This is a genomic window from Acidocella sp., from assembly GCF_036489515.1.
Classification (GTDB): Bacteria; Pseudomonadota; Alphaproteobacteria; order Acetobacterales; family Acetobacteraceae; genus Acidocella.
The window spans coordinates 1-20,856 of record NZ_DASXFO010000017.1; the positions used below are offsets into that span (position 1 = coordinate 1).

The 20,856-nt window shown below is 64.4% G+C and carries 19 protein-coding genes; 5 read left to right on the forward strand and 14 right to left on the reverse strand.

The features are described from left to right. From dnaA to VGG47_RS02465, 4 genes are all read right to left on the reverse strand, one after another. The coding region (gene dnaA / locus VGG47_RS02450) for a chromosomal replication initiator protein DnaA (RefSeq protein ID WP_413788643.1) at positions 1-1,034 on the reverse strand (1,034 nt) is incomplete at its 3' end. A gap of 377 nt (positions 1,035-1,411) precedes the next feature. Next, entirely contained in the window at positions 1,412-1,681 is a 270-nt protein-coding gene (gene rpsT / locus VGG47_RS02455; RefSeq protein ID WP_331535277.1) for a 30S ribosomal protein S20, read from the reverse strand. Between the two features lie 159 nt (positions 1,682-1,840). Beyond that, positions 1,841-2,578, reverse strand: a complete 738-nt coding sequence (locus VGG47_RS02460; RefSeq protein WP_331535278.1) for a hypothetical protein — start codon at positions 2,576-2,578, stop codon at positions 1,841-1,843. A gap of 2 nt (positions 2,579-2,580) precedes the next feature. Continuing rightward, positions 2,581-3,525, reverse strand: coding sequence for an Hsp33 family molecular chaperone HslO (locus tag VGG47_RS02465; protein ID WP_331535279.1), 945 nt, complete (start codon positions 3,523-3,525; stop codon positions 2,581-2,583). 71 nt (positions 3,526-3,596) lie between these two features. Between VGG47_RS02465 and rfaE1 the strand changes: the two genes are divergently transcribed. Together rfaE1 and VGG47_RS02475 are read left to right on the forward strand one after the other, a co-directional pair. Beyond that, positions 3,597-5,054 carry a D-glycero-beta-D-manno-heptose-7-phosphate kinase gene (rfaE1, locus tag VGG47_RS02470; RefSeq protein WP_331535295.1) on the forward strand — a complete coding sequence of 486 codons (1,458 nt, stop codon included), beginning with the start codon at positions 3,597-3,599 and terminating at the stop codon, positions 5,052-5,054. Positions 5,055-5,137: 83 nt separating this feature from the next. Continuing rightward, positions 5,138-5,812: a GNAT family N-acetyltransferase gene (locus tag VGG47_RS02475; protein ID WP_331535280.1), complete on the forward strand. Its 675-nt coding sequence runs from the start codon at positions 5,138-5,140 to the stop codon at positions 5,810-5,812. Positions 5,813-5,951: 139 nt separating this feature from the next. Here the strand turns inward: VGG47_RS02475 and VGG47_RS02480 are convergent, their stop codons facing one another. Further along, the gene (locus VGG47_RS02480) at positions 5,952-6,524 is read right to left on the reverse strand and encodes a uracil-DNA glycosylase family protein (RefSeq protein ID WP_331535281.1); all 573 of its coding nucleotides are present in this window, start codon (positions 6,522-6,524) and stop codon (positions 5,952-5,954) included. 83 nt (positions 6,525-6,607) lie between these two features. Between VGG47_RS02480 and VGG47_RS02485 the strand changes: the two genes are divergently transcribed. After that, positions 6,608-7,309 carry an SIMPL domain-containing protein gene (locus VGG47_RS02485; RefSeq protein WP_331535282.1) on the forward strand — a complete coding sequence of 234 codons (702 nt, stop codon included), beginning with the start codon at positions 6,608-6,610 and terminating at the stop codon, positions 7,307-7,309. A gap of 35 nt (positions 7,310-7,344) precedes the next feature. Here VGG47_RS02485 and ssb read toward each other — a convergent pair whose 3' ends face one another. Further along, complete coding sequence (gene ssb / locus VGG47_RS02490; RefSeq protein ID WP_331535283.1) at positions 7,345-7,848, reverse strand: single-stranded DNA-binding protein; 504 nt, start codon at positions 7,846-7,848, stop codon at positions 7,345-7,347. Between the two features lie 270 nt (positions 7,849-8,118). Between ssb and VGG47_RS02495 the strand changes: the two genes are divergently transcribed. Both VGG47_RS02495 and uvrA read left to right on the forward strand, forming a co-directional pair. Then, complete coding sequence (locus VGG47_RS02495) at positions 8,119-9,921, forward strand: monovalent cation:proton antiporter-2 (CPA2) family protein (protein ID WP_331535284.1); 1,803 nt, start codon at positions 8,119-8,121, stop codon at positions 9,919-9,921. A 220-nt stretch (positions 9,922-10,141) separates the two neighbouring features. Further along, on the forward strand, positions 10,142-13,018 hold the full coding sequence (gene uvrA, locus VGG47_RS02500) for an excinuclease ABC subunit UvrA (protein WP_331535285.1): 2,877 nt from the start codon (positions 10,142-10,144) through the stop codon (positions 13,016-13,018). A 97-nt stretch (positions 13,019-13,115) separates the two neighbouring features. Here the strand turns inward: uvrA and VGG47_RS02505 are convergent, their stop codons facing one another. From VGG47_RS02505 to pdhA, 8 genes are all read right to left on the reverse strand, one after another. Continuing rightward, a complete protein-coding gene (locus VGG47_RS02505; protein ID WP_331535286.1) occupies positions 13,116-13,529 on the reverse strand; it encodes a hypothetical protein in 414 nt (137 codons plus the stop codon). Positions 13,530-13,677: 148 nt separating this feature from the next. Beyond that, the gene (locus tag VGG47_RS02510; protein WP_331535287.1) at positions 13,678-14,166 is read right to left on the reverse strand and encodes a type II toxin-antitoxin system RatA family toxin; all 489 of its coding nucleotides are present in this window, start codon (positions 14,164-14,166) and stop codon (positions 13,678-13,680) included. Further along, the gene (gene lipA, locus VGG47_RS02515; RefSeq protein WP_331535288.1) at positions 14,163-15,122 is read right to left on the reverse strand and encodes a lipoyl synthase; all 960 of its coding nucleotides are present in this window, start codon (positions 15,120-15,122) and stop codon (positions 14,163-14,165) included. The genes VGG47_RS02510 and lipA overlap by 4 nt, the downstream gene beginning before the upstream one ends. Before the next feature lie 48 nt (positions 15,123-15,170). Next, positions 15,171-16,571, reverse strand: coding sequence for a dihydrolipoyl dehydrogenase (lpdA, locus tag VGG47_RS02520; RefSeq protein WP_331535289.1), 1,401 nt, complete (start codon positions 16,569-16,571; stop codon positions 15,171-15,173). After that, entirely contained in the window at positions 16,564-17,034 is a 471-nt protein-coding gene (locus tag VGG47_RS02525; RefSeq protein WP_331535290.1) for a GNAT family N-acetyltransferase, read from the reverse strand. Before VGG47_RS02525 ends, lpdA begins: the two co-directional genes overlap by 8 nt. Before the next feature lie 26 nt (positions 17,035-17,060). After that, positions 17,061-18,329: a pyruvate dehydrogenase complex dihydrolipoamide acetyltransferase gene (locus VGG47_RS02530; RefSeq protein ID WP_331535291.1), complete on the reverse strand. Its 1,269-nt coding sequence runs from the start codon at positions 18,327-18,329 to the stop codon at positions 17,061-17,063. Positions 18,330-18,341: 12 nt separating this feature from the next. Next, positions 18,342-19,685 carry a pyruvate dehydrogenase complex E1 component subunit beta gene (locus VGG47_RS02535; RefSeq protein WP_331535292.1) on the reverse strand — a complete coding sequence of 448 codons (1,344 nt, stop codon included), beginning with the start codon at positions 19,683-19,685 and terminating at the stop codon, positions 18,342-18,344. Position 19,686: 1 nt separating this feature from the next. After that, on the reverse strand, positions 19,687-20,712 hold the full coding sequence (gene pdhA, locus VGG47_RS02540; protein WP_331535293.1) for a pyruvate dehydrogenase (acetyl-transferring) E1 component subunit alpha: 1,026 nt from the start codon (positions 20,710-20,712) through the stop codon (positions 19,687-19,689). Positions 20,713-20,856 lie beyond the last annotated feature (144 nt).

Sequence of the window (20,856 nt, forward strand, 5' to 3'; positions counted from 1 at the left end):
TCGAGCTCGCGCACGTTCGAGGTGATCTTGTGGGCCAGGAACTCCATCACCTTCAAGGGGATCGACTGTTTGCTCTGCTCCGCCTTGGCCTGCAGGATGCCGAGGCGCAGCTCGTAGGTCGTCGGGTGGATGTCGGCGACCAGCCCCCAGCCGAGGCGGGAGCGCATGCGCTCCTCCATGCCTTCGAGGTCGGTCGGCGATTTGTCGGCGGAGATGATGATCTGGCGGTTCTGATCGACGAGTGCGTTGAAGGTGTGGAAGAATTCCTCCTGCGTCGAATCCTTGCCGCTGATGAACTGCACGTCGTCGATCATCAGCACGTCCACCGAGCGGAACTGCTCCTTGAACGCCATGGTGTCCTTGAAGCGCAGCGCCTTGATGAACTGGTACATGAACTTTTCGGCCGAAAGGTAGATCACCTTCCGGTGCGGCGCGAAGCGCCTGATGTGCCAGGCGATGCCATGCATCAGATGGGTCTTGCCGAGGCCGACCCCGCCATACAGGAACAGCGGATTGAAACCCTGCGTCGCCGGCGATTCCGCGACACGGCGGGCGCAGGCATAGGCGAATTCGTTCGGTTTGCCGACCACGAACGTATCAAAAGTGAAGCGCTGATCCAGTGGTGCTACCAGCTCCGAACGCGGCGCCACGGCGGCGGGCGCGCTCGCCACAGGCGCTGCCGGCTCCGGCTCGGCGAGGTTCGGCGCAGTTCCCCGGCTCGGCTGGGTACGGATGTCCACATGCCGGATTTCGGGGTTTTCCGCCTGCCAGAACGCGGTGATCAGCTCCCCATATTCCTTGTTCACCCAGTCGCGCAGAAAGCGCGTGGGCAGGATCACGGTCACTTCGTCACCGTCGACACCGGCCAAAGCCACCTGCTTCAGCCACGTGCGATACTCAACCTCTCCAACCTCAGCCTGCAGCCGGGCGCGCACACGGGCCCATTGTTCGTTCAGGGCGGCGTCATCCCGGCGGACCGACGAGGAGGAAATCACACCACCGCCATCACGCATGGAACCGATCTCCAGGCTCATTCCCAATTTCCGCTCCAGCCCCAAAAAAACACATGCCCGACGACGGACTCTTTGGGAAAAATCCTGAAATACACTTCAAATTTCCCGAATTGAGACAGCCGCGCGGGCGCAAGTAAGCCCACCGACTTTAAGTTAGAAGAGCCTGGACTGGCAAGAGCTCAATTGCTCCGCCGCGACCAATAACTCTCTGATCCCTTTGAATTAACGTGTAAATTCAAAGAGTATTAGCGACGAAGTTTCTCACGACAAACCTCGTGATGCTAACAAAACGTTATGTCACGGGGCGATAAAAAACGGCGCGCCCCCATCATGGATGAGGCCGCGCCGCTCGAAACTGTCAAAAATCAATGCGTTTTCGCAACCTGACGGTGAAGACCTCAGGCGGCGGCGACAGCCTTCACCCGTGCCGACAGGCGGGAGAGTTTCCGCGAAACCGCGTTAGCCTTCAACACGCCCTTGCCGACCGCGCGCTGCATTTCCGGTTGTGCGGCGCGGAACGCGGCCTGCGCCGCCTCCTTGTTGCCGGAAGCCACAGCTTCTTCGACCTTACGAATGGCACCATGGACGCGCGACTTGCGCGCCTTGTTGCGCATCGTGCGCTTGAGGGTCTGTCGGATGCGCTTCTGCGCTGATGCGATATTGGCCATAAGGTTCCGCCGAAAAAGAGACAGTCAATGAAGCGCGCGGTCTAGCCCCCGTGGACGGCGACGTCAAGTAACCTCGCCACCATTTTGCCCCGCGCGGGAGCGATATGGCTCAACCGAACCGCGCAGCGGTTCGGTTGAGCTGAGCGGATCGCCAGGCCGCTAATGCAGTTGCTGCCCGCCAGGATAGCCCGGCGGCACCAGATTATCCCCGGGCCCTGGGGCCCCGACGGCCGGTGCCGGCACCGGCACTGGCACCGCACCTGTCGCCGCCCCACCGGGCGCTGTCAGCGGCGTCGCCTGGATCGCTCCGCCCCCCGCGGCACCCGTGGGATAGCCGGCGGGCCCCGCCCCGGCTGCACCCGACCAGGACAGCCAACCGCTCAAATTATGCTGCATCTGGTATTGCAGCTGTACATTCATGTCATCCATCAACTGCTTGGTCAGACCGTACAGCGCCGCCTCCATGTCGCCCGGCGCCGCGTCCGGGTCCGGCGCGCTGCGCGAGGCGGAGACGGTGGCTTCCGCATAGCCGGTGCTGAGCCCGTCGGGGCTCGCGACATTCACATCCACCGTCATCGCCCCGGTCAACGTGCCGTCGATTTCCTGTACCGACGCGTTCTGGACCGTCACCGTGCCCGTCCCCGGCGCGCCGGAGGCGACCACCCGATGGTTCAGCATCGCCAGCAACGTCGTGGTCGGGGGCGCCGGATCCTGCGCCAGCAGTGCCACCGTCTCGGCGCTCGGCACATAGTTATTCACGACCGAGAGGTTCGCGACCTTCAGCACCAGCGGCGGCAGATAAGAGTAGTCGAGCGGCGGGAAATTCTGCGGCGGCGGCGGGCTGCTGCACCCGGCGAGAGCGAGCACGGCGAGGGACGAAAAATGCCATAACTTCATTGTTAAAGAGCTCCAGGGCGACCCGTGACGGTGTCGCGGGGAAAACGGAACGCGAAATTGCAGAATTCACAATTCATAACGATATGATCATCCACCGTCATGTGATCGAGATCATCCGGCGAAAACCCCTCCAGAATACCGCCCAGACGGGCACGCGAACAGCGGCAGCCATAAGCCAGGACACGCGGCCGATCCACCGCGACGCCCTCACCGTGGAACAACCGGTACAACAACCGTTCCGGCGTCAGCTCATCGTCCAGCAGCTCGTCGGTCGTGACCGTGTCGGCGAGAATGCAGGCGGTGCGCCAGGCCTCCTCCTGCTCGGCTTCGGAAATTTCCGGGGCGACGCCGCCGGCCCCGGCGATACGCTCGATCACCAGCGCCGCGGCGCGCCAGCCCTGCGGCGTGGCGCCGGCGGCGAGATAGACCTTGCAGGGCAGCTGCTCGGAGGTCTTGAAATAGGTCTCGGCCATCTGCGCCAGGGTTTCCCCCTCCAGCGCCACGATGCCCTGCTGCGGTTCGCGGTTCATGCCCTGATCCACGGTAAAGGCCAGATAGCCTTCGCCTAACAGCTGCTTCGCGGTGGCGTCGTCCGGGATGTGGGCCGCCTCGTTGACCCGCGCATAGCCGCGCAGCGCACCGCCATCGGTGCAGTCGGCGATCAGCATCGAGACCGGACCATCGCCCTTGGCCTGCAGGCTGAACGAGCCGGAGAATTTCAGCGCGCTCGCCAACGCCGCGGCCAGCGCCAGCGCCTGGCCCAGCAGCGCGCGCACCGGCTCGCTGTGATCGTGGCGCGTCAGCAACGTATTGGCCAGCGGCCCAAGCCGGATCAGCCGGCCGCGCACCGGCTGGCTGGGAATGAAGAAGGGCGTAATGCCGCGGGGGACAGCGAGGTCCGGCACGTCGGGCCGGTTCGAGTCGAGGAAAGCCGGTAAATCTGTCATTGGCCCGAAGATAGTTGGGTTTCCACGCCGTTGCCAGATTGGCGCACAGGGGTTAGCGGTTTCTCATGACAATGGCTGACACGACAACTGACCTGGGCGCTTATGTAAAGCGCTTCACCCGCGCCAGCGTTCTGGTCGTGGGCGATGCAATGCTCGACCGCTACGTCTATGGCGAGGTGGAGCGCGTGAGCCCGGAAGCACCGGTCCCCATCCTGACCGTGATGCGCGAAGTGGCGATGCCGGGCGGCGCCGGCAATGTCGTGCGCAACCTCATCGCCCTGGACGCCTCGGCGGCGTTCGTTTCGGTGGTCGGCGACGACCAGGCCGGCTCCGATCTCACCGCGCTGATCGGCGGCCAGGAGCGGGTGGAACCCTGGCTTCTGGTGCAAGGCGGCCGCACCACCACGCTCAAAACCCGTTATATCGCGCAAGGCCAGCACCTGATCCGCGCCGACCGTGAGCAGACCATTCCGCTCCCGGAAAAACTCACCGAGCGCCTCATCCGCATCGCGCTCGACGCCGTCGCGGCGACCTCCATCACCCTGCTCTCCGACTATCGCAAAGGCGTGCTGAGCGACGCGGTCGCCACGCAGATCATTGCCGGCGCCAAATCGCTCGGCCGCCGCGTCGTCGTCGACCCCAAGGGCCGCGACTACAGCCGCTATCGCGGCGCAGATGTGGTGACGCCGAACCGGCGCGAACTGGCCGAGGCCACCGGCCTTTCGGTTGACACCGAGGCCGCCATCGTCGCCGCCGGCCAGGTGCTGCTCGCCCGCCATGAGTTCGGCGCCGTGCTCGTCACCCGCGCCGAGGATGGCATGAGCCTGATCACCGCCGACGAAGTCCGCCATTACCCCGGCGAAGCGAAAGACGTGTTCGACGTCTCCGGCGCCGGCGACACGGTGGTGGCCACCCTGGCCGCCGCACTCGCGGTCGATGTCCCTCTGTTCGAGGCGGCGCGGCTGGCCAACATCGCCGGCGGCATCGTCGTCGGCAAGGTCGGCACCGCGGTGGCGCGCCCGGCCGACCTGCTCGCCGCCATCACCCCGGCCACCGGCGCCCTGCGCAAGGTCGTCACCGCCGCCGCCGCCGCCGAAGCGGCGGAACGCTGGCGCGCGCGCGGCTACAAGGTCGGCTTCACCAATGGCTGCTTCGACCTGCTGCATCCCGGCCATGTGCACCTGCTCGAGCAGTGCCGCGCGATGTGCGACCGCTTGATCGTCGGCATCAATTCCGACGCCTCGGTCTCGCGCCTCAAAGGCCCGACCCGCCCGGCCCAGGGCGAGGCGGCGCGCGCCGCCGTCCTGGCCTCGCTCGCCAGCGTCGATCTGGTCTGCCTGTTCGAGGAAGACACGCCGCTGGACCTCCTCAAGCTGATCAAGCCCGACCTGCTCATCAAAGGCGCGGATTACACACGCGAGACAGTGGTCGGCGCCGCGGAAGTTGAAAGCTGGGGTGGCACCGTCGCCCTGGCCGAGTTGCTGCCAGGGCATTCCACCACGGCGACCTTGGCGCGGCTGCGGGGGTAGTAAGTCCAGGAGCTCTGCCCCTGGACCCCGCTGGGGCCGAAAGGCCCCAGACCCCTAAAATTTTATCCCAGGGAGACGATCCGATGACCTCACCGCCGCTTGGACCAGAGGTTGATCCCTGGCCCCGCCCCTTGCCTGCCCGCACGCCGCTCACCGGCATGTACACGGCACTGGAACCGCTGCACCGGCGCCATGCCGGCGAGCTGTTCGAGGCAGCGCGCGGCGCGGATGACAGTTTTGCCTATATGCACTACGGCCCCTTCGCCACGCGCGAGGCCATGGCGCAGTCGATCGCGCAGAACGCCGCAAAGCACGACCCTATGTTCTGGGCCATCCGCCCGATCGCGACCGGCGTCGCCTCGGGGTGGCTGTCACTGCTGGAAATCGAGCCCGAGAACGCGGCGATCGAGCTCGGCCATATCTGGTTCTCACCCCGCCTGCAGCGCACCCGCGCCGCCACCGAGGCGATGTATCTGCTGCTCAAACGCGCCGCCGACGAGCTCGGCTATCGCCGCCTGGTATGGAAATGCCACTCCTTGAACGCGCCCTCGATCCGCGCCGCGCAGCGCCTCGGTTTCACCGCAGAAGGGATTTTGCGGGCGCATAGGGTGTTCAAGGGCCGGGAGCGCGACACGGCGATGTTCAGCATCACCGAAGCCGAATGGCCAAGCCGGCGCGACGCCATGGAAGCCTGGCTGTCACCCGACAATTTCGCCCATGACGGGACCGCGAAGCGCAGCCTCGCTAGTTTCAGGTAAGAGGAAAGAAGCCGCTTTTTGAAAAAAGCGGCGCAAAAACTTCTTTTATGCTGGGCCATGGGCTGTGTCAGCGACAACGCCCATGGCCCAGCATAGCAAAGTTTTTTTGCTACTTTTTGTTCACAAAAAGTAGCCTTCCTTACTTTAAACCGGCGACCACGTCGCGCAGGCGCGGCAAGATCTCCGTGCCGAACCACGGATTCTTCGTCTCCCAGCCGATCGTGCGCCAGGACGGGTGCGGCAGGGCCATGAAGCGCTGGTGCTCGGTATAAGCGCGGACATGATCGGTCATGCTGCCGGGACCGAGATAGCGGTGCTGCGCGTAGGAGCCGACGAGCAGGATCAGCTCGATTTGCGGCATCAGGCGCAGAAATTTCTCATGCCAGGCGGGCGCGCATTCCCCCCGAGGCGGCAGGTCCCCGCCTTTCGGGAAGCGCCCCGGATAGCAGAACCCCATCGGCAAGATCGCAATCCGCGTCGCGTCGTAGAATTGCTCTGGCCCGATTCCCATCCAGCCGCGCAGCCGCTCGCCTGAGGCGTCGGTGAACGGGAGCCCTGAGGCATGCACCTTGGTGCCCGGCGCTTGGCCGATGATCAGCAGCCGCGCGGTGTCGGAGACGCGAAAAACCGGGCGGGGCCCGAGCGGCAGATACGCCGCGCACAGCGTACAGGCACGGGCCTCCTCGGCCAGATGGTCCAGCGCGGTGGTCATCGAGACGCTTTACCTCGTGCGGTTCGTGGTCATATCAAGAAGACCAGAATACCAACGCCGCCCTTGCGGCAAGAGGTGCAGACATGTCCCGGTTTTCCGTCACCGCCCGGTCTTGCTGGCTGCTCGCCTTCATCCTGTTCGCCCTCGGCGCCACCCGGGCCGAGGCGCAGACCGAACTCCGGCTGACCGCCACCGGCACGATCGAACTGCCGCCGGATGAGGCCATCGCAGATCTCACAGTGCAAGCTTCTACGCCGCAGGCCGCCGCCGCTCAGGCTGCTGTCAACCGGCTGATGGCTTCCGCACTGGAAGCTGCCCGCCAGACGAAAGACATCACCGCGACCACCGGCGGCTACGACGTGGCGACCAGCAGCGACGCGCAAGGCCGCGTCACGCAATATGTCGCGAGCCAGATCCTGCACCTCACCGGCCCGGCCCAGGACGGACGTCCCGCCGCCGCCTTCACCGATCTGGTCGGCCGCCTGCAAAGCCAGGGGCTGCAGCTGAGCACACTGAGCGCGGATCTCTCCCAGGACGGGCGGCAGCATGCGCAGGACGTAGCCATCCAGCAAGCGCTCCGGCGCTTGCACGCCCAGGCCGCGCTGATCGCCGGGGCTCTGGGCGAGAAAACCGGCGTGATCAAATCACTGACGGTGGGCGAAGCCGGCCCCATCATGCCCATGCCCGGGCGCATGATGGCGGCGATGGCCCCATCGGACCAGCCCGGCCCCGTGACGGTGGCGGCAACCGTTTCCGCCCTCATCGACCTCACCGCCGTAAAATGAAAAAGGCCGCCAAAGAGGCGGCCTTTTGGGGATAGTTAGAACGGGATCTCGTCGTCCATCTCGGTGTTGCCCGGGCGCGTGTCCCAACCGCCGACAGCGCGCGCCGCCGGGGCGCGGGCCGGCGTGGCGGACGCCGCACGCGGCGCGGCGTAATCGTCCGAGGCACCGGCGCCGGCGCCACCGCCGGCCGGGCGGTCCAGCAACACCAGTTCGCCGCCGAAACGGCCCAGCAGGATTTCGGTCGTGTACTTCTCCTGGCCGGACTGGTCGGTCCATTTGCGGGTCTGCAGCTTGCCCTCGACATACACTTTCGAGCCCTTGCGCAGATATTTCTCCGCCACATCCGCCAACCGCTCGTTCATGATGACGACGCGGTGCCACTCGGTCAGCTCCTTGCGCTCGCCGCTGGCCTTGTCGTTCCAGGTGTCGGAGGTGGCCACCGCCAGGTTGACGATCTTAATGCCCGACTGCGCATTGCGGACCTCCGGATCCCGTCCGAGATTTCCCACAAGTACCACCTTGTTCACACTGCCAGCCATGCCGACCTCCTCTTGCTCACGACAATCTCGCGTCCGGCGATACTATCCGCCCCGGGCGCAGAATGACAGTCCTACTGAGCGATGGACCTTGCTCAGCGAAGTGAAGGGGAAGACTTCTTTTTGTGAACAAAAAGAAGCAAAAAAACTTTGCTATGCTGGGCCATGGGCACTGTCGCCGACAAAGCCCATAGCCCAGCATAACAAAAGTTTTTGCGCCGCTTTTTTTAAAAAGCGGCTGCTTTCTTTCTCTTAGTACCTGGGAGCAAATACATGCTGGAGACCCTGGTGGCGCTGCTCGGCGCCAGTGTGATCGCCGTGCCGGTGACCCGGCTGCTCGGGCTGGGCAGCATTCTCGGCTACCTGATCGCCGGCGTGGCGATCGGGCCGGCCGGATTCGGGCTGGTGCGGCAGAGCGGGCAGATCACCGCGGTCTCCGAACTCGGCGTGGTGATGCTGCTGTTCCTGATCGGGTTGGAGCTGCGGCCGCATCGGCTCTGGATCCTGCGCGGCACGATTCTGGCGCTTGGTCTCGGCCAGCTCGTACCGACCGCGATCGCCCTCGCGCTACTGGCGCATCTGTCCGGCATCGCCTGGAACAGCGCCATCGTGCTCGGTGCCGGGCTGGCGCTCTCCTCCACCGCCATCGTGCTGCCGATGCTGGCCGACCGGAAACTGCTCAGCACCACCGCCGGGCGCGACGGTTTCGCCGTGCTGCTGTTCCAGGACATCATGTTCATCCCGCTGGTCGCGCTGGTGCCGCTGCTGGCCGGGCATGGCATGGTCGCGCTGCCGAACCACCTGCCCACTGCCGCGGACGTGCCCTGGAAGGCGGTGGCGCGGGGGCTGGTCGCCGTCGCCGCGATACTGGTCGGCGGCACCCTGGCCGTGCCGCATATCTTCCGCCTGGTCGGCCGGCTGCGCTCGCCGGAAGTGTTCACTGCCACCGCCCTGCTGCTGGTGATCGGCACCGCCGCGCTGGCTTCATGGGCCGGGCTCTCGACTTCGCTCGGCGCCTTCATGGCCGGGGTGATGCTCTCCGATTCCGAATACCGCCACGCGATCCAGACGGATATCGAGCCCTTCGAGGGACTGCTGCTCGGCTTCTTTTTCATCTCCGTCGGCATGGCCGCCGACCTCAGCCTGGTATTGCGTGACCCCGGTGAGATCCTCGCCGGACTGGTGGCACTGATGGCAATCAAGACCGCCATCGCCTTCGCGGTCGGCTGGTTCAAGCGGCGCAACCTCGCCAGCGCGCTGCGTTTCGCCGCCGCCTTGCCCGAAGGCAGCGAGTTCAGCTTCGTGCTGTTCGCCGCCGCGACCGCGGCGGGCGTGCTGCAAAAATCCGCCGCGGAGCTGGCGACGCTGATCATCGCACTGTCGATGATCGCGACGCCGATCCTGTTCGCCGGGTCCGAGCGGCTGCTCATCCCGCGTCTGCAGCCCAAACGCGAGACCCGGCCGGCCGACCGGATCGAGCCCAGCGACACCCCAGTTATCATCTGCGGCTTTGGCCGCATGGGGCAGATCATCGGCCGCGTGCTGAGCCTGCAGCGCATCGCCTATACCGCCCTGGACGCCGATGCGCGGCGGATCGACACGGTCCGCCGCTTCGGCCCGAAGATCTATTTCGGCGACCCGACCCGGCTGGACCTGCTGCGTTCCGCCGGGGCGGAACGCGCGAAAATCCTGGTCATCGCCCTCGACGATGCCGAAACCATCCTCACGCTCGCCGCCATGGTGCGGCGGGAATTTCCCCATCTGGCCATCATCGCCCGCGCGCATGACCGCAACCATGCGCACCGGCTGATGGATCTCGGCATCACCGAAATCGTCCGCGAAACCTATTTTTCCGCGCTGCGCCTGTCGGAACTGACATTGGACCGGCTCGGCATCGGCACGGCGGTGGCCAAGCGAACGGTCGCGCTATTTCGCGCCCATGACGAAAAATTGCTCCAGGAAACCCACGCTTATGCAGACGATGAACGACGGATGATCCAGACCACCGAACAGGCGGCGGCGGAGCTGGCCGATCTGCTGGAGGCCGACCGCCAAAGAGGGGCGGAAACCACTTAACGAAAGAAAGTGGCCGCTTTTTAAAAAAAGCGGCGCAAAAATTTTTGGCTATGCTGGGCCATGGGCGTTGTCGGGACAACGCCCATGGCCCAGCATAGCAAAGTTTTTTTGCTTCTTTTTGTTCACAAAAAGAAGACTTCTTTTTACTTGCTCACCGCATTTGCATTCTTCCGGCGCTCCCCATATTCTACAGAACATTACACGAACATCTGGAAGAGACATGGCGAAGACAACAGGCGCCGGGTTCATCACGGTGCGGGGTGCGCGCGAGCACAACCTGAAGAACATCGACATCGCGATCCCGCGCGAGGAGCTGACCGTGATCACCGGCCTGTCGGGCTCGGGCAAATCCTCGCTCGCCTTCGACACGATCTATGCCGAGGGCCAGCGCCGCTATGTCGAGAGTCTGTCGGCCTATGCCCGGCAGTTCCTGGAGCTGATGGGCAAGCCGGATGTGGACAGCATCGAGGGGCTCTCCCCGGCGATTTCCATCGAGCAGAAGACCACCTCGCGCAACCCGCGCTCCACCGTCGGCACCGTCACGGAAATCCACGACTATATGCGCCTGCTCTGGGCCCGCGCCGGGGTGCCCTATTCGCCCGCCACCGGCCTGCCGATCGAGGCGCAGAGCGTGGCGCAAATGGTCGACCGGGTGATGGACATGAAAGAGGGCACGCGGCTGCTGCTGCTGGCCCCGGTGATCCGCGACCGCAAGGGCGAGTATAAAAAAGAGCTGGCCGAACTGCAGCGCCGCGGCTTCACCCGCGCCAAGGTGGACGGCAAGCTCTACGAGATCGACCAGGTGCCGGCCCTGAACAAGAAGCTGAAGCACGAGATCGAGGCGGTGGTGGACCGCATCGTGGTGAAGCCCGGCATCGAGAAGCGCCTGGCGGATTCCATTGAAACCGCCTTGGGGCTTTCCGACGGCATCGTCTATGCCGAAACCGCCGATGAGGCGACACGCACGGTCTTCTCCTCGCGTTTCGCCTGCCCGGTGAGCGGCTTCACCATCGAGGAGATCGAGCCGCGTCTGTTCAGCTTCAACTCGCCGCACGGCGCCTGCCCGGCCTGCGACGGGCTCGGGCATGAGACGTTCTTCGACCCGCATCTGGTGGTGCCGGACGAGCAGCGGGCGCTGAACGAGGGCGCGGTGATGCCCTGGGTGAACGCGCAATCGCCCTATTACGACCAGACGCTGGCCAGCCTCGCCAAGCATTTCAGCATCAAGATGACCACGCCCTGGGAGAAGCTGCCGGAAGAGGCGCGGGACGGCATTCTGTTCGGCACCGGCCGCACCGAGGTCGATTTCACCTACAAGGATTCGGCGCGCGCCTATACGGTCACGAAAGCTTTCGAAGGCGTCGTCAAAAACCTCGAACGCCGCCTGCGCGAGACCGATTCCGCCTGGGTGCGCGAAGAGCTCTCCCGCTACCAGGCGGAACGGCCCTGCGCCGTCTGCCACGGCGCGCGGCTGAAGCCCGAGGCGCTGGCGGTAAAAGTGGCGACCAAAAATCTCGCCGAAGTGGCGGAAATGTCGATCTCCGGCGCGCGCGACTGGTTCAACGGCGTGGCCGACACGCTGACGCCGCAACGGTTGGAAATCGCCCGGCGAATCTTACGCGAGATCAATGAGCGGTTGCAGTTCCTGGTCGATGTCGGGCTGAATTACCTCACTTTGGCGCGCGGCTCGGCAACGCTCTCGGGCGGCGAGAGCCAGCGCATCCGGCTCGCCAGCCAGATCGGCTCGGGCCTGACCGGCGTGCTCTACGTGCTCGACGAGCCGAGCATCGGCCTGCACCAGCGCGACAACGAACGCCTGCTCGGCACGCTGCAACGGCTGAAGCGCCTGGGCAACACGGTGCTGGTGGTGGAGCATGACGAGGACGCGATCCGCGCCGCCGACCACCTCATCGACATGGGCCCAGCGGCCGGCATGAATGGCGGCTACGTGGTGGCGCAGGGCACGCCGGCGGAGGTCGCGGCCAACCCGAAATCCATCACCGGAGATTATCTCTCCGGCCGGCGCGCGATCCCGCTGCCCAACCCGCGCCGCCCGGTGCAGCCCAGCCGCACGGTGAAAATCGTCGGCGCGCGCGGCAATAATCTGAAGGACGTCACGGCCGCCTTCCCGCTCGGCGTGTTCACCTGCATCACCGGCGTCTCCGGCGGCGGCAAATCCACGCTGGTGGTCGACACGCTTTATAAGGCGGTGTCACGCCGGCTGATGGGCTCTGGCGAAGTCCCCTCCCCGTTCGAACGGCTGGAAGGGCTCGAGCAGCTCGACAAGATCATCGACATCGACCAGTCGCCGATCGGCCGTACGCCCCGCTCCAACCCCGCGACCTATACCGACCTGTTCGCGCCGATCCGCGACTGGTTCGCGGAAATGCCGGAAGCGCGCACCCGCGGCTACAAGCCGGGGCGTTTTTCCTTCAACGTGAAGGGCGGACGCTGCGAGGCGTGCCAAGGCGACGGCGTGCTGAAAATCGAAATGCATTTCTTGCCGGACGTGTTCGTCACCTGCGACACCTGCAAGGGCAAACGCTACAACCGCGAAACGCTGGAAGTGAAATTCCGCGACAAATCCATCGCCGACGTGCTGGACATGAGCGTGGACGAGGCCATGGGCTTCTTCAAGGCAGTGCCTAAAATCCATGACCGGCTCTCGATTCTCTCGCGCGTCGGGCTGGGCTATATCAAGCTCGGCCAGCAGGCGACGACCCTGTCCGGCGGCGAGGCGCAGCGCATCAAACTCGCCAAGGAACTGGCGAAGCGGCCGACCGGGCGCACGCTCTATATTCTCGACGAGCCGACCACCGGGCTGCATTTCGAGGATATCCGCAAGCTGCTGGAAGTGCTGCACGCGCTGGTCGATGCCGGCAACACGATCATCGTCATCGAGCACAATCTGGAGGTCATCAAGACCGCCGACCACGTGATCGATCTCGGCCCCGAAGGCGGCGATGGCGGCGGACGGATCATCGCACTCGGCACGCCGGAAGATATCGCCGCCACGCCTGAGAGCCATACGGGCCGCTTTCTGGCACCGCTGCTGGCCGCGAAGCCGGTGCGGACGAAGAAGAAGGCAGCGGGTTAGATGAAAGAAAGTAGCCGCTTTTAAAAAAGCGGCGCAAAAATTTTTGCTCCTCTGGGCCATGGGGGTTGTCACCGACAACGCCCATGGTTGCAATTCTCTAACTTTGAACTTTGTTCGTGATCGACGCCAGCTTGTCGTTTTTGTCGTAACAAAAAATAACCGTATGCGGGACGGGTTGCGTGCCGGCTTGAACGGGCGTCCAGATCAGTTCCGCAAGCCCGAGCGTGCCAACGTCCGTCAGGGCTTCCGCGCCCGTGACGACGCCTTTACCGAAGCCACCAAGCCCGGTTGTGTAGAGTTTATACACGTCACATGTATCGCCCTGGTCCGAGAGCGACCCTTGCGGCGCACCCACGACAGAGACCACATTTATACGGTTTTCGCCGGGCTTGAATTGCGAGATATTGACGGGAACCGGCCGGCGCTCTTCCATCCCCTCGGAGCAACCCGCGAGTCCGAGAAGGGCCAGCGTGGTCCAGGCAAAGCGGGTTCTTGAACTGGTTTTGAACATCGAAACTGCACCTAATGTTAGAGTTGCAGGATACGACGTTAATTGTCCATTGTCAGGGGGCGTCCGGCGTTGTCCCCGCCACGCCCATGGCCCAGCGGAACAAAAAGTTTTTGCGCCGCTTTTTTCAAAAAGCGGCTACTTTCTTTCTCTAAACGGTGGCCTTGCTCTCGACCGACACGGTCTCAACCGCCGGCGGGCCGTAAACGGTCCGGGCGCGTTTGAGGAAGGCGTTCACCATCACCCGCACCGCCTCGCCGAACACCGCGCCGATCGCCTTCTGCAGCACGAAATTGCGGAACTCGAAATCAACGAAAAAGTCCACCAGGCACCCGTCAGGATGGGGTGTGAAGGTCCAGCGGTTATGCAGGTATTTGAACGGGCCGTTCTCGTACTCCACCTTGATCGCGCAGGCCCCGGTCGCATCGGGTGGGATCAGCTTCACCCGGGAGGTGAAGCTTTCCCGGAACGGGCCGAAACCGATCGTCAGGTCGGCGACCAGATCGTTGCCGACATGGCTGCGGATGCGCGCCGCGGCGCACCAGGGCAAAAAGCTCGGATATTTCGCCACGTCGGCCACCAGCGCGAAAAGCTGCGCCGGCGAATACCGGACGATCTTTTTCTCCGCGTAGGTGGTCACGCCGGCTGCAATCCCAGCTGCCTCTCCCGCGCGGCCCGCAGCGCGGCGAAATCGGCATCGGCATGGTAGGAGCTGCGGGTCAGCGGCGTCGCGGAAACCTGCAGGAAGCCCTTGGCGCGGGCCACTGCGGCGTAATCCTCGAACTCTTCCGGCGTGACGTAGCGGTCCACCGCCGCGTGCTTGACCGTCGGCTGCAGATACTGGCCGATGGTGAGGAAATCGACATCGGCGATGCGCAGATCGTCCATCACCTGGCCGATCTCCGGCTTCGCCTCGCCCAATCCAACCATCAGTCCGGATTTGGTGAAGATCGTCGGGTCGACCTGCTTCACCCGGTCCAGCAGCCGTAGGGATTGGTAATAGCGGGCCCCGGGACGGATGGTCGGGTACAGCCGCGGCACCGTCTCGAGGTTATGATTGAACACGTCCGGCCGGGCCGCGGCCACGACCTCGATCGCCCCCGGCTTGCGCAGGAAATCCGGGGTCAGGATCTCGATCGTGGTGCCGGGTGCTGCGGCCCGAATAGCTAAAATCACGGAAGCAAAATGCGCCGCACCGCCATCCGCCACATCGTCGCGGTCGACGGAGGTGATCACCACATGGCGCAGGCCGAGCGTGGCCACGGCCTCGGCCACACGTTGCGGCTCGGTGGCGTCCAGCGCCGCCGGCATGCCGGTGCTCACATTGCAGAAGGCGCAGGCGCGGGTGCAGATCTCGCCCATGATCATCATCGTGGCGTGGCGCTGCGACCAGCATTCCCCGATATTCGGGCAGGCCGCCTCCTCGCACACGGTCACCAGCTTCTTGTCCCGCATCAGCGCGCGGGTCTCGTGGTAGATCGGGTGGGTCGGCGCCTTCACCCGAATCCAGGACGGCTTGCGGCTGATCGGATTGTCAGGCCGCCCTTGCTTTTCCGGATGCCGGACCCGGTGGTCGATCTCGATGCGTGTTGTCATGCTTCATCACCAGCCGGGGGCTTGGCCCCGCACCGGCCCCCGATCTGGCTAGAAATGTATAACCTGCCCATAGGCGTCAAGCACGGATTCATGCATGGCTTCGCTGACCGTGGGGTGGGGGAACACGGTGTGCATCAATTCCGCCTCGGTGCTCTCCAGCGTGCGCGCCACGACATAGCCCTGGATCATCTCGGTCACCTCCGCGCCGATCATATGCGCGCCCAGCATTTCGCCGGTCTTGGCGTCGAAAATCGTCTTGATCAGGCCTTCCGGCTCACCCATGGCGATGGCCTTGCCGTTGCCGATGAAGGGGAAACGGCCGACCCGAATCTCGCGCCCGGCCTCCTTGGCCTTGGCTTCCGTCATGCCGACCGACGCCACCTGCGGCCGCGCATAGGTGCAGCCCGGAATGTTGCCGGTATCGAGCGGATGCGGGTGCAACCCGGCAATGTTCTCGACGCAGATCACACCCTCGTGGCTGGCCTTATGCGCGAGCCAGGGCGGGCCGGCGACGTCGCCGATCGCATACACGCCCGGCTCGCCGGTCTGGCCGAAGCCATCCACGACGATATGCGTGCGGTCGACCTTCACCTTGGTGCCCTCGATGCCGAGATTCTCCACATTGCCGACAATGCCGACCGCGGAGATCACGCGATCCACCGTGATCTTCTGTGTCTTGCCATCGGCCTCGACCGTCACAGTGACGTTATCAGCGCCCTTCTCCGCGCCCTTCACCGTCGCAGAGGTAAAGATCTTCATGCCTTGCTTCTCGAAGGCCTTGCGCGCGAGCGCGGAAATCTCCGCGTCCTCGACCGGCAGGATGCGGTCCAGCATTTCCACGATGGTCACTTCCACGCCGAGATTGCGGTAGAAGCTCGCGAATTCCACGCCGATCGCGCCGGAGCCGATCACCAGCATGGATTTCGGCATTTTCTCCGGCACCATGGCCTCGAAATAGCTCCAGATCAGCTTGCCATCGACCTCGATGCCGGGGATCTGCCGCGGCCGCGCGCCGGTGGCGAGGATGATGTTTTTCGCCGTCAGCGTGGCCACCGGCTTGCCGTCCTTGGTCACCTCGAGCTTGCCCTGACCGGCCAGCTTGCCATAGCCGTCGAACACGGAGACCTTGTTCTTCTTCAGCAGGTGCGTGACGCCGGAGGAGAGCTGCTTGGAGACCGTGCGCGAGCGCTTGACGATTTTTTCCAGGTCGAACGTCACGTTATCGGCCGAGAAGCCGAATTCGCCCAGATTATGCAGCAGATGATTGATCTCGGAGGAGCGCAGCAGCGCCTTGGTCGGGATGCAGCCCCAGTTGAGGCAGATGCCGCCGAGATGCTTGGCCTCGACCACGGCCACCTTCAGTTTCAGCTGCGCGGCGCGGATCGCCGCGACATAGCCGCCGGGGCCGCCGCCGACCACGATCAGGTCAAATTTTTGCTCCTCAGCCATCTCTCTGCTCCTCAAAATTTGTTGTCGCGGCAAAGGCCGCCAAGGCCGCGCCGCTCAAACGATATTTGTGCCATTCCGATTGCGGGGCCGCGCCCAGGCTACGGTAGAATTTGATCGCCTTCTCGTTCCAATCCAGCACCGACCACTCCATGCGGGCATAACCGCGCGCCGTGGCCAGCGCCGCCAGATGCTTGAACATCGCCCGCCCGACGCCGCGCTGGCGATAGTCCGGCTGGACGAACACATCCTCGACATACAGGCCGGGCCGCCCGGTCCAGGTGCTGAACGTCTGGTACCAGATGGCGAAAGCCTGCGGGGCGCCGTCGCACTCCACGATCAGCGCCTCGGCCTCGGGCTTCGCCCCGAACAGCGCCTCATTCAGCCGTTCGGCGGTGGTTTCCACCGCGTCTGGTTCCTTCTCGAAAGCGGCCAGGAGATGGATGAAACCGAGAATAGTCGGCACATCTTCCGGCCTGGCCGCCCTCACTCTCACAGCATCAGGCTCAGCGGCTCTTCGATGATGGATTTCAGCGTGGCAAGGAATTCCGCGCCCAGCGCGCCATCGACGACGCGATGGTCGCAGGACAGGGTCACGGTCATCACCGTCGCGACGACGATATTGTCCCCCTTCACCACCGCACGCTTCTCACCCGCGCCCACGGCCAGGATGGCCGATTGCGGCGGGTTGATGATGGCGGAGAACTCGGAAACGCCGAACATGCCGAGATTGGAGATCGAGAAGCCGCCGCCCTGGAATTCCTCGGGCTTGAGTTTTCCCCCTTTCGCCCGCGCACCAAGGTCCTTCATGGCATTGCTAATTGCAGCTAAACCCTGCTGGTCGGCCTTGCGGATGATCGGCGTGATCAGCCCGTCCGGAATGGCGACGGCGATGGAAATATCGACATCGTCATACTGGATGATGGCTTCCTCCGTGTAGGTGGAGTTGACCATCGGGTGACGGCGCAGCGCCACAGCGCAGGCCTTGATCACCATGTCGTTGACCGAGAGCTTGAACGCGCCAGCGCCTTCCTTCGGCGACTTTGCGTTCAGATCGGCGCGCAGCTTCAGCAGCGCGTCGATCTCGATGTTCGTCGTCACATAGAAATGCGGCACGGTCTGCTTGGATTCGAGCAGGCGCTTGGCGATGACCTTGCGCATGGTCGAGTTCGGGATCTTCTTGTGCGGCGCCGTGATCACCGGCGCAGGTGCGGCCGGTTTCGGCGCTGTGGCAGGTGCTGCCACCGGTGCCTGAGCCGGCGCGGTGCCGGCCTTGTCCAGGTCAGCCTTCACGATACGGCCATTCGGGCCGGAGCCCTTGATGGTCGACAGATCGATCCCGGCCTGCTTGGCCATGCGCTTGGCCAGAGGCGAGACGAAGATGCGCTCGCTTTGGCTCTCGGCGGGTTTCGCGGCCTGAGGCGCCGGCGCGGATTTCGCCTCTGGCTGGGCCGGAGCAGAAACAGGAGCAGGTGCTGTTGCCGGTGCTGCCGGCTTCGGCGCGTCGACGGCGCCGCCCTTGGTTTCGGTCAGAATGCCGATCACGGCATTCACCGCCACGCCTTCGGTCTCATCCGGCACGACGATTTTCGCCAGAAACCCTTCATCGACGGCTTCGACTTCCATCGTCGCCTTGTCGGTTTCGATTTCGGCGATCACGTCGCCGGATTTGACCTCGTCGCCCTCTTTCTTCAGCCACCGGGCGAGCTTGCCCTCGGTCATGGTCGGTGACAGGGCCGGCATCAGGATGTTGGTCGACATGCTAAGCCTCCCTCAAAAGAGTTTCTTGACGGCGTCCACGACCCAGTTGGGCTGCGGGAGCGCCAGTTTTTCCAGATTGGCCGCGTAGGGCATCGGCACGTCGAGCCCGGCGACACGGACCGGCGGGGCGTCCAGCCAGTCGAAGCAGTGCTCCACCACGGTCATGGCGATTTCCGAGCCGATGCCGGCGAACGGCCAGCCTTCCTCGACGCTGACCACGCGGCTGGTCTTCTTCACGCTAGCCACGATGGTCTCGACATCGAGCGGGCGGATGGTGCGCAGATTGATCACCTCGGCGGAGATCCCCTGCTCGGCCAGCGCGTCCGCGGCCTTCAGTGCCACATCGACCATGATCGAGAAGGCGATGATCGTCACATCCGTGCCGGCGCGTTCGATCTTCGCCTTGCCCAGCGGCAGGATGAAATCATCGGAGGTCGGGCAGTCGAAAGTATGGCCGTAGAGGATCTCGTTCTCCAGGAACACCACCGGGTTCGGATCGCGGATCGCGGCGCGCAGCAGGCCCTTGGCATCGGCGGCCGACCAGGGGGCGACCACTTTCAGGCCCGGGCAATGCGCATACCAGGACGCGTAGCACTGGCTGTGCTGCGCGCCGACGCGGGCGGCAGCGCCGTTCGGGCCGCGGAACACGATCGGGCAGCCCATCTGGCCGCCGGACATATACAGCGTCTTGGCGGCGGAGTTGATGATCTGGTCGATGCCCTGCATGGCGAAGTTGAAGGTCATGAACTCGACGATCGGCTTCAGCCCGTTCATCGCCGCACCCACGGCCATGCCGGCGAACCCGTGTTCGGTGATCGGCGTGTCGATGACGCGGCGATCACCGAACTCGTCCAGCATGCCCTGGCTGATCTTATACGCGCCCTGATACTGCGCGACTTCCTCGCCCAGCAGAAACACGTCCTTGTCGGCGCGCATCTCCAGGATCATCGCCTCGCGCAGCGCCTCGCGCACGGTGGTCGGCTTGGTCTCGCCCCATTCCGGCTCTTTGAGTTCCTGCGGGGTCGTGGGGGCATGCTTGGGCTGCGCCGGCGTCGAAGCCTGCGGCGCCGGGACCGGCTTGGCTTCCGCTTTCGGCGCGGCTGCGACGCTCTCGCCCTCGACGCCCAGCACCGCAATCACCGTGTTCACCGCCACGCCCTCGGTGCCCTCATCGACGAGGATTTTGAGCAGCTTGCCCTCATCGACAGCTTCCACTTCCATGGTCGCCTTGTCGGTCTCGATCTCGGCGATCACGTCGCCGGACTTCACCTCGTCGCCCGGGTGCTTCAGCCATTTCGCCAGCTTGCCCTCGGTCATCGTCGGCGAGAGGGCCGGCATGAGAACTTCCGTCGCCATGTTAGTGCGTCTCCACGAGAATATCGGTCCAAAGTTCGGCTTCGTCGGGCTCCGGCGAGGTCTGCGCGAAATCCGCCGCCTCCTGCACGCGCGCCTTGATGCCGTCATCCATCGCCTTCAGCTCAGCCTCCAGCACGCCCAGCTCTTCGAGCCGCTTCTTGGCAGAATCCAGGCAGTCATGCTCCGCGCGCATCCGCTGCACCTCGTCGCGGGTACGGTACTTCGCCGGGTCGGACATGGAATGGCCGCGATAGCGGTAGGTCTTCATCTCCAGCAGGAACGGCCCCTTGCCGGCACGGCAATGCGCCACCGCCTGCAGCCCGGCGGCCTTCACCGCCTCGACATCCATGCCGTCGACCGAGAGGCCCGGAATGCCCCAGGGCGCCCCGTTGGCCGAAGGGTCGCGCGAGGCGGAAGCGCGCTCGATGCTGGTGCCCATGCCGTAGCGGTTGTTCTCGATGATGAAGACCACAGGCAACTTCAGCAGCGCCGCCAGGTTGAAGCTCTCATAGACCTGGCCCTGGTTGGAGGCGCCCTCGCCGAAATAGGTCAGGCTGACGCGGTCGTTGCCGCGGTACCAGTTGGAGAAGGCAAGCCCGTTGCCGAGGCTGACCTGCGCACCGACGATGCCGTGCCCACCGAAGAACCCCTTCTCCTTGCTGAACATGTGCATCGAGCCGCCCTTGCCCTTCGAGTAGCCACCCGAACGTCCGGTCAGTTCGGCCATCACACCCTTCGGGTCCATCTCGCAGGCCAGCATGTGGCCATGATCGCGATAGGAGGTGATCACCTCGTCACCGCGGTCGATTGCCTGCTGCATGCCGACCACCACGGCCTCCTGGCCGATATAGAGATGGCAGAAGCCGCCAATCAGCCCCATGCCGTACATCTGCCCGGCCTTCTCCTCGAAGCGGCGGATGGTCAGCATGGTGCGGTAGGCGAAAAGCTCCTGGTCCTTGCTGAAATCGGCTACCGGAGTACCCGTTTCTTTGGCATCAGCGCTTGGGTCATTCTTGGCAACCGCCATTGGCACTCCCTGCGAAAGCGTCCGGGCAATTGTCACGGGGCCGCGGTTCGACTTTGTGACCCCCCAATAGCTTAAACCGGCCGGGGGCGAAAGCGCGAGGCCGCTGGGGCCGCTATGCGGCGAGATCGGCACGGAACCAATGAA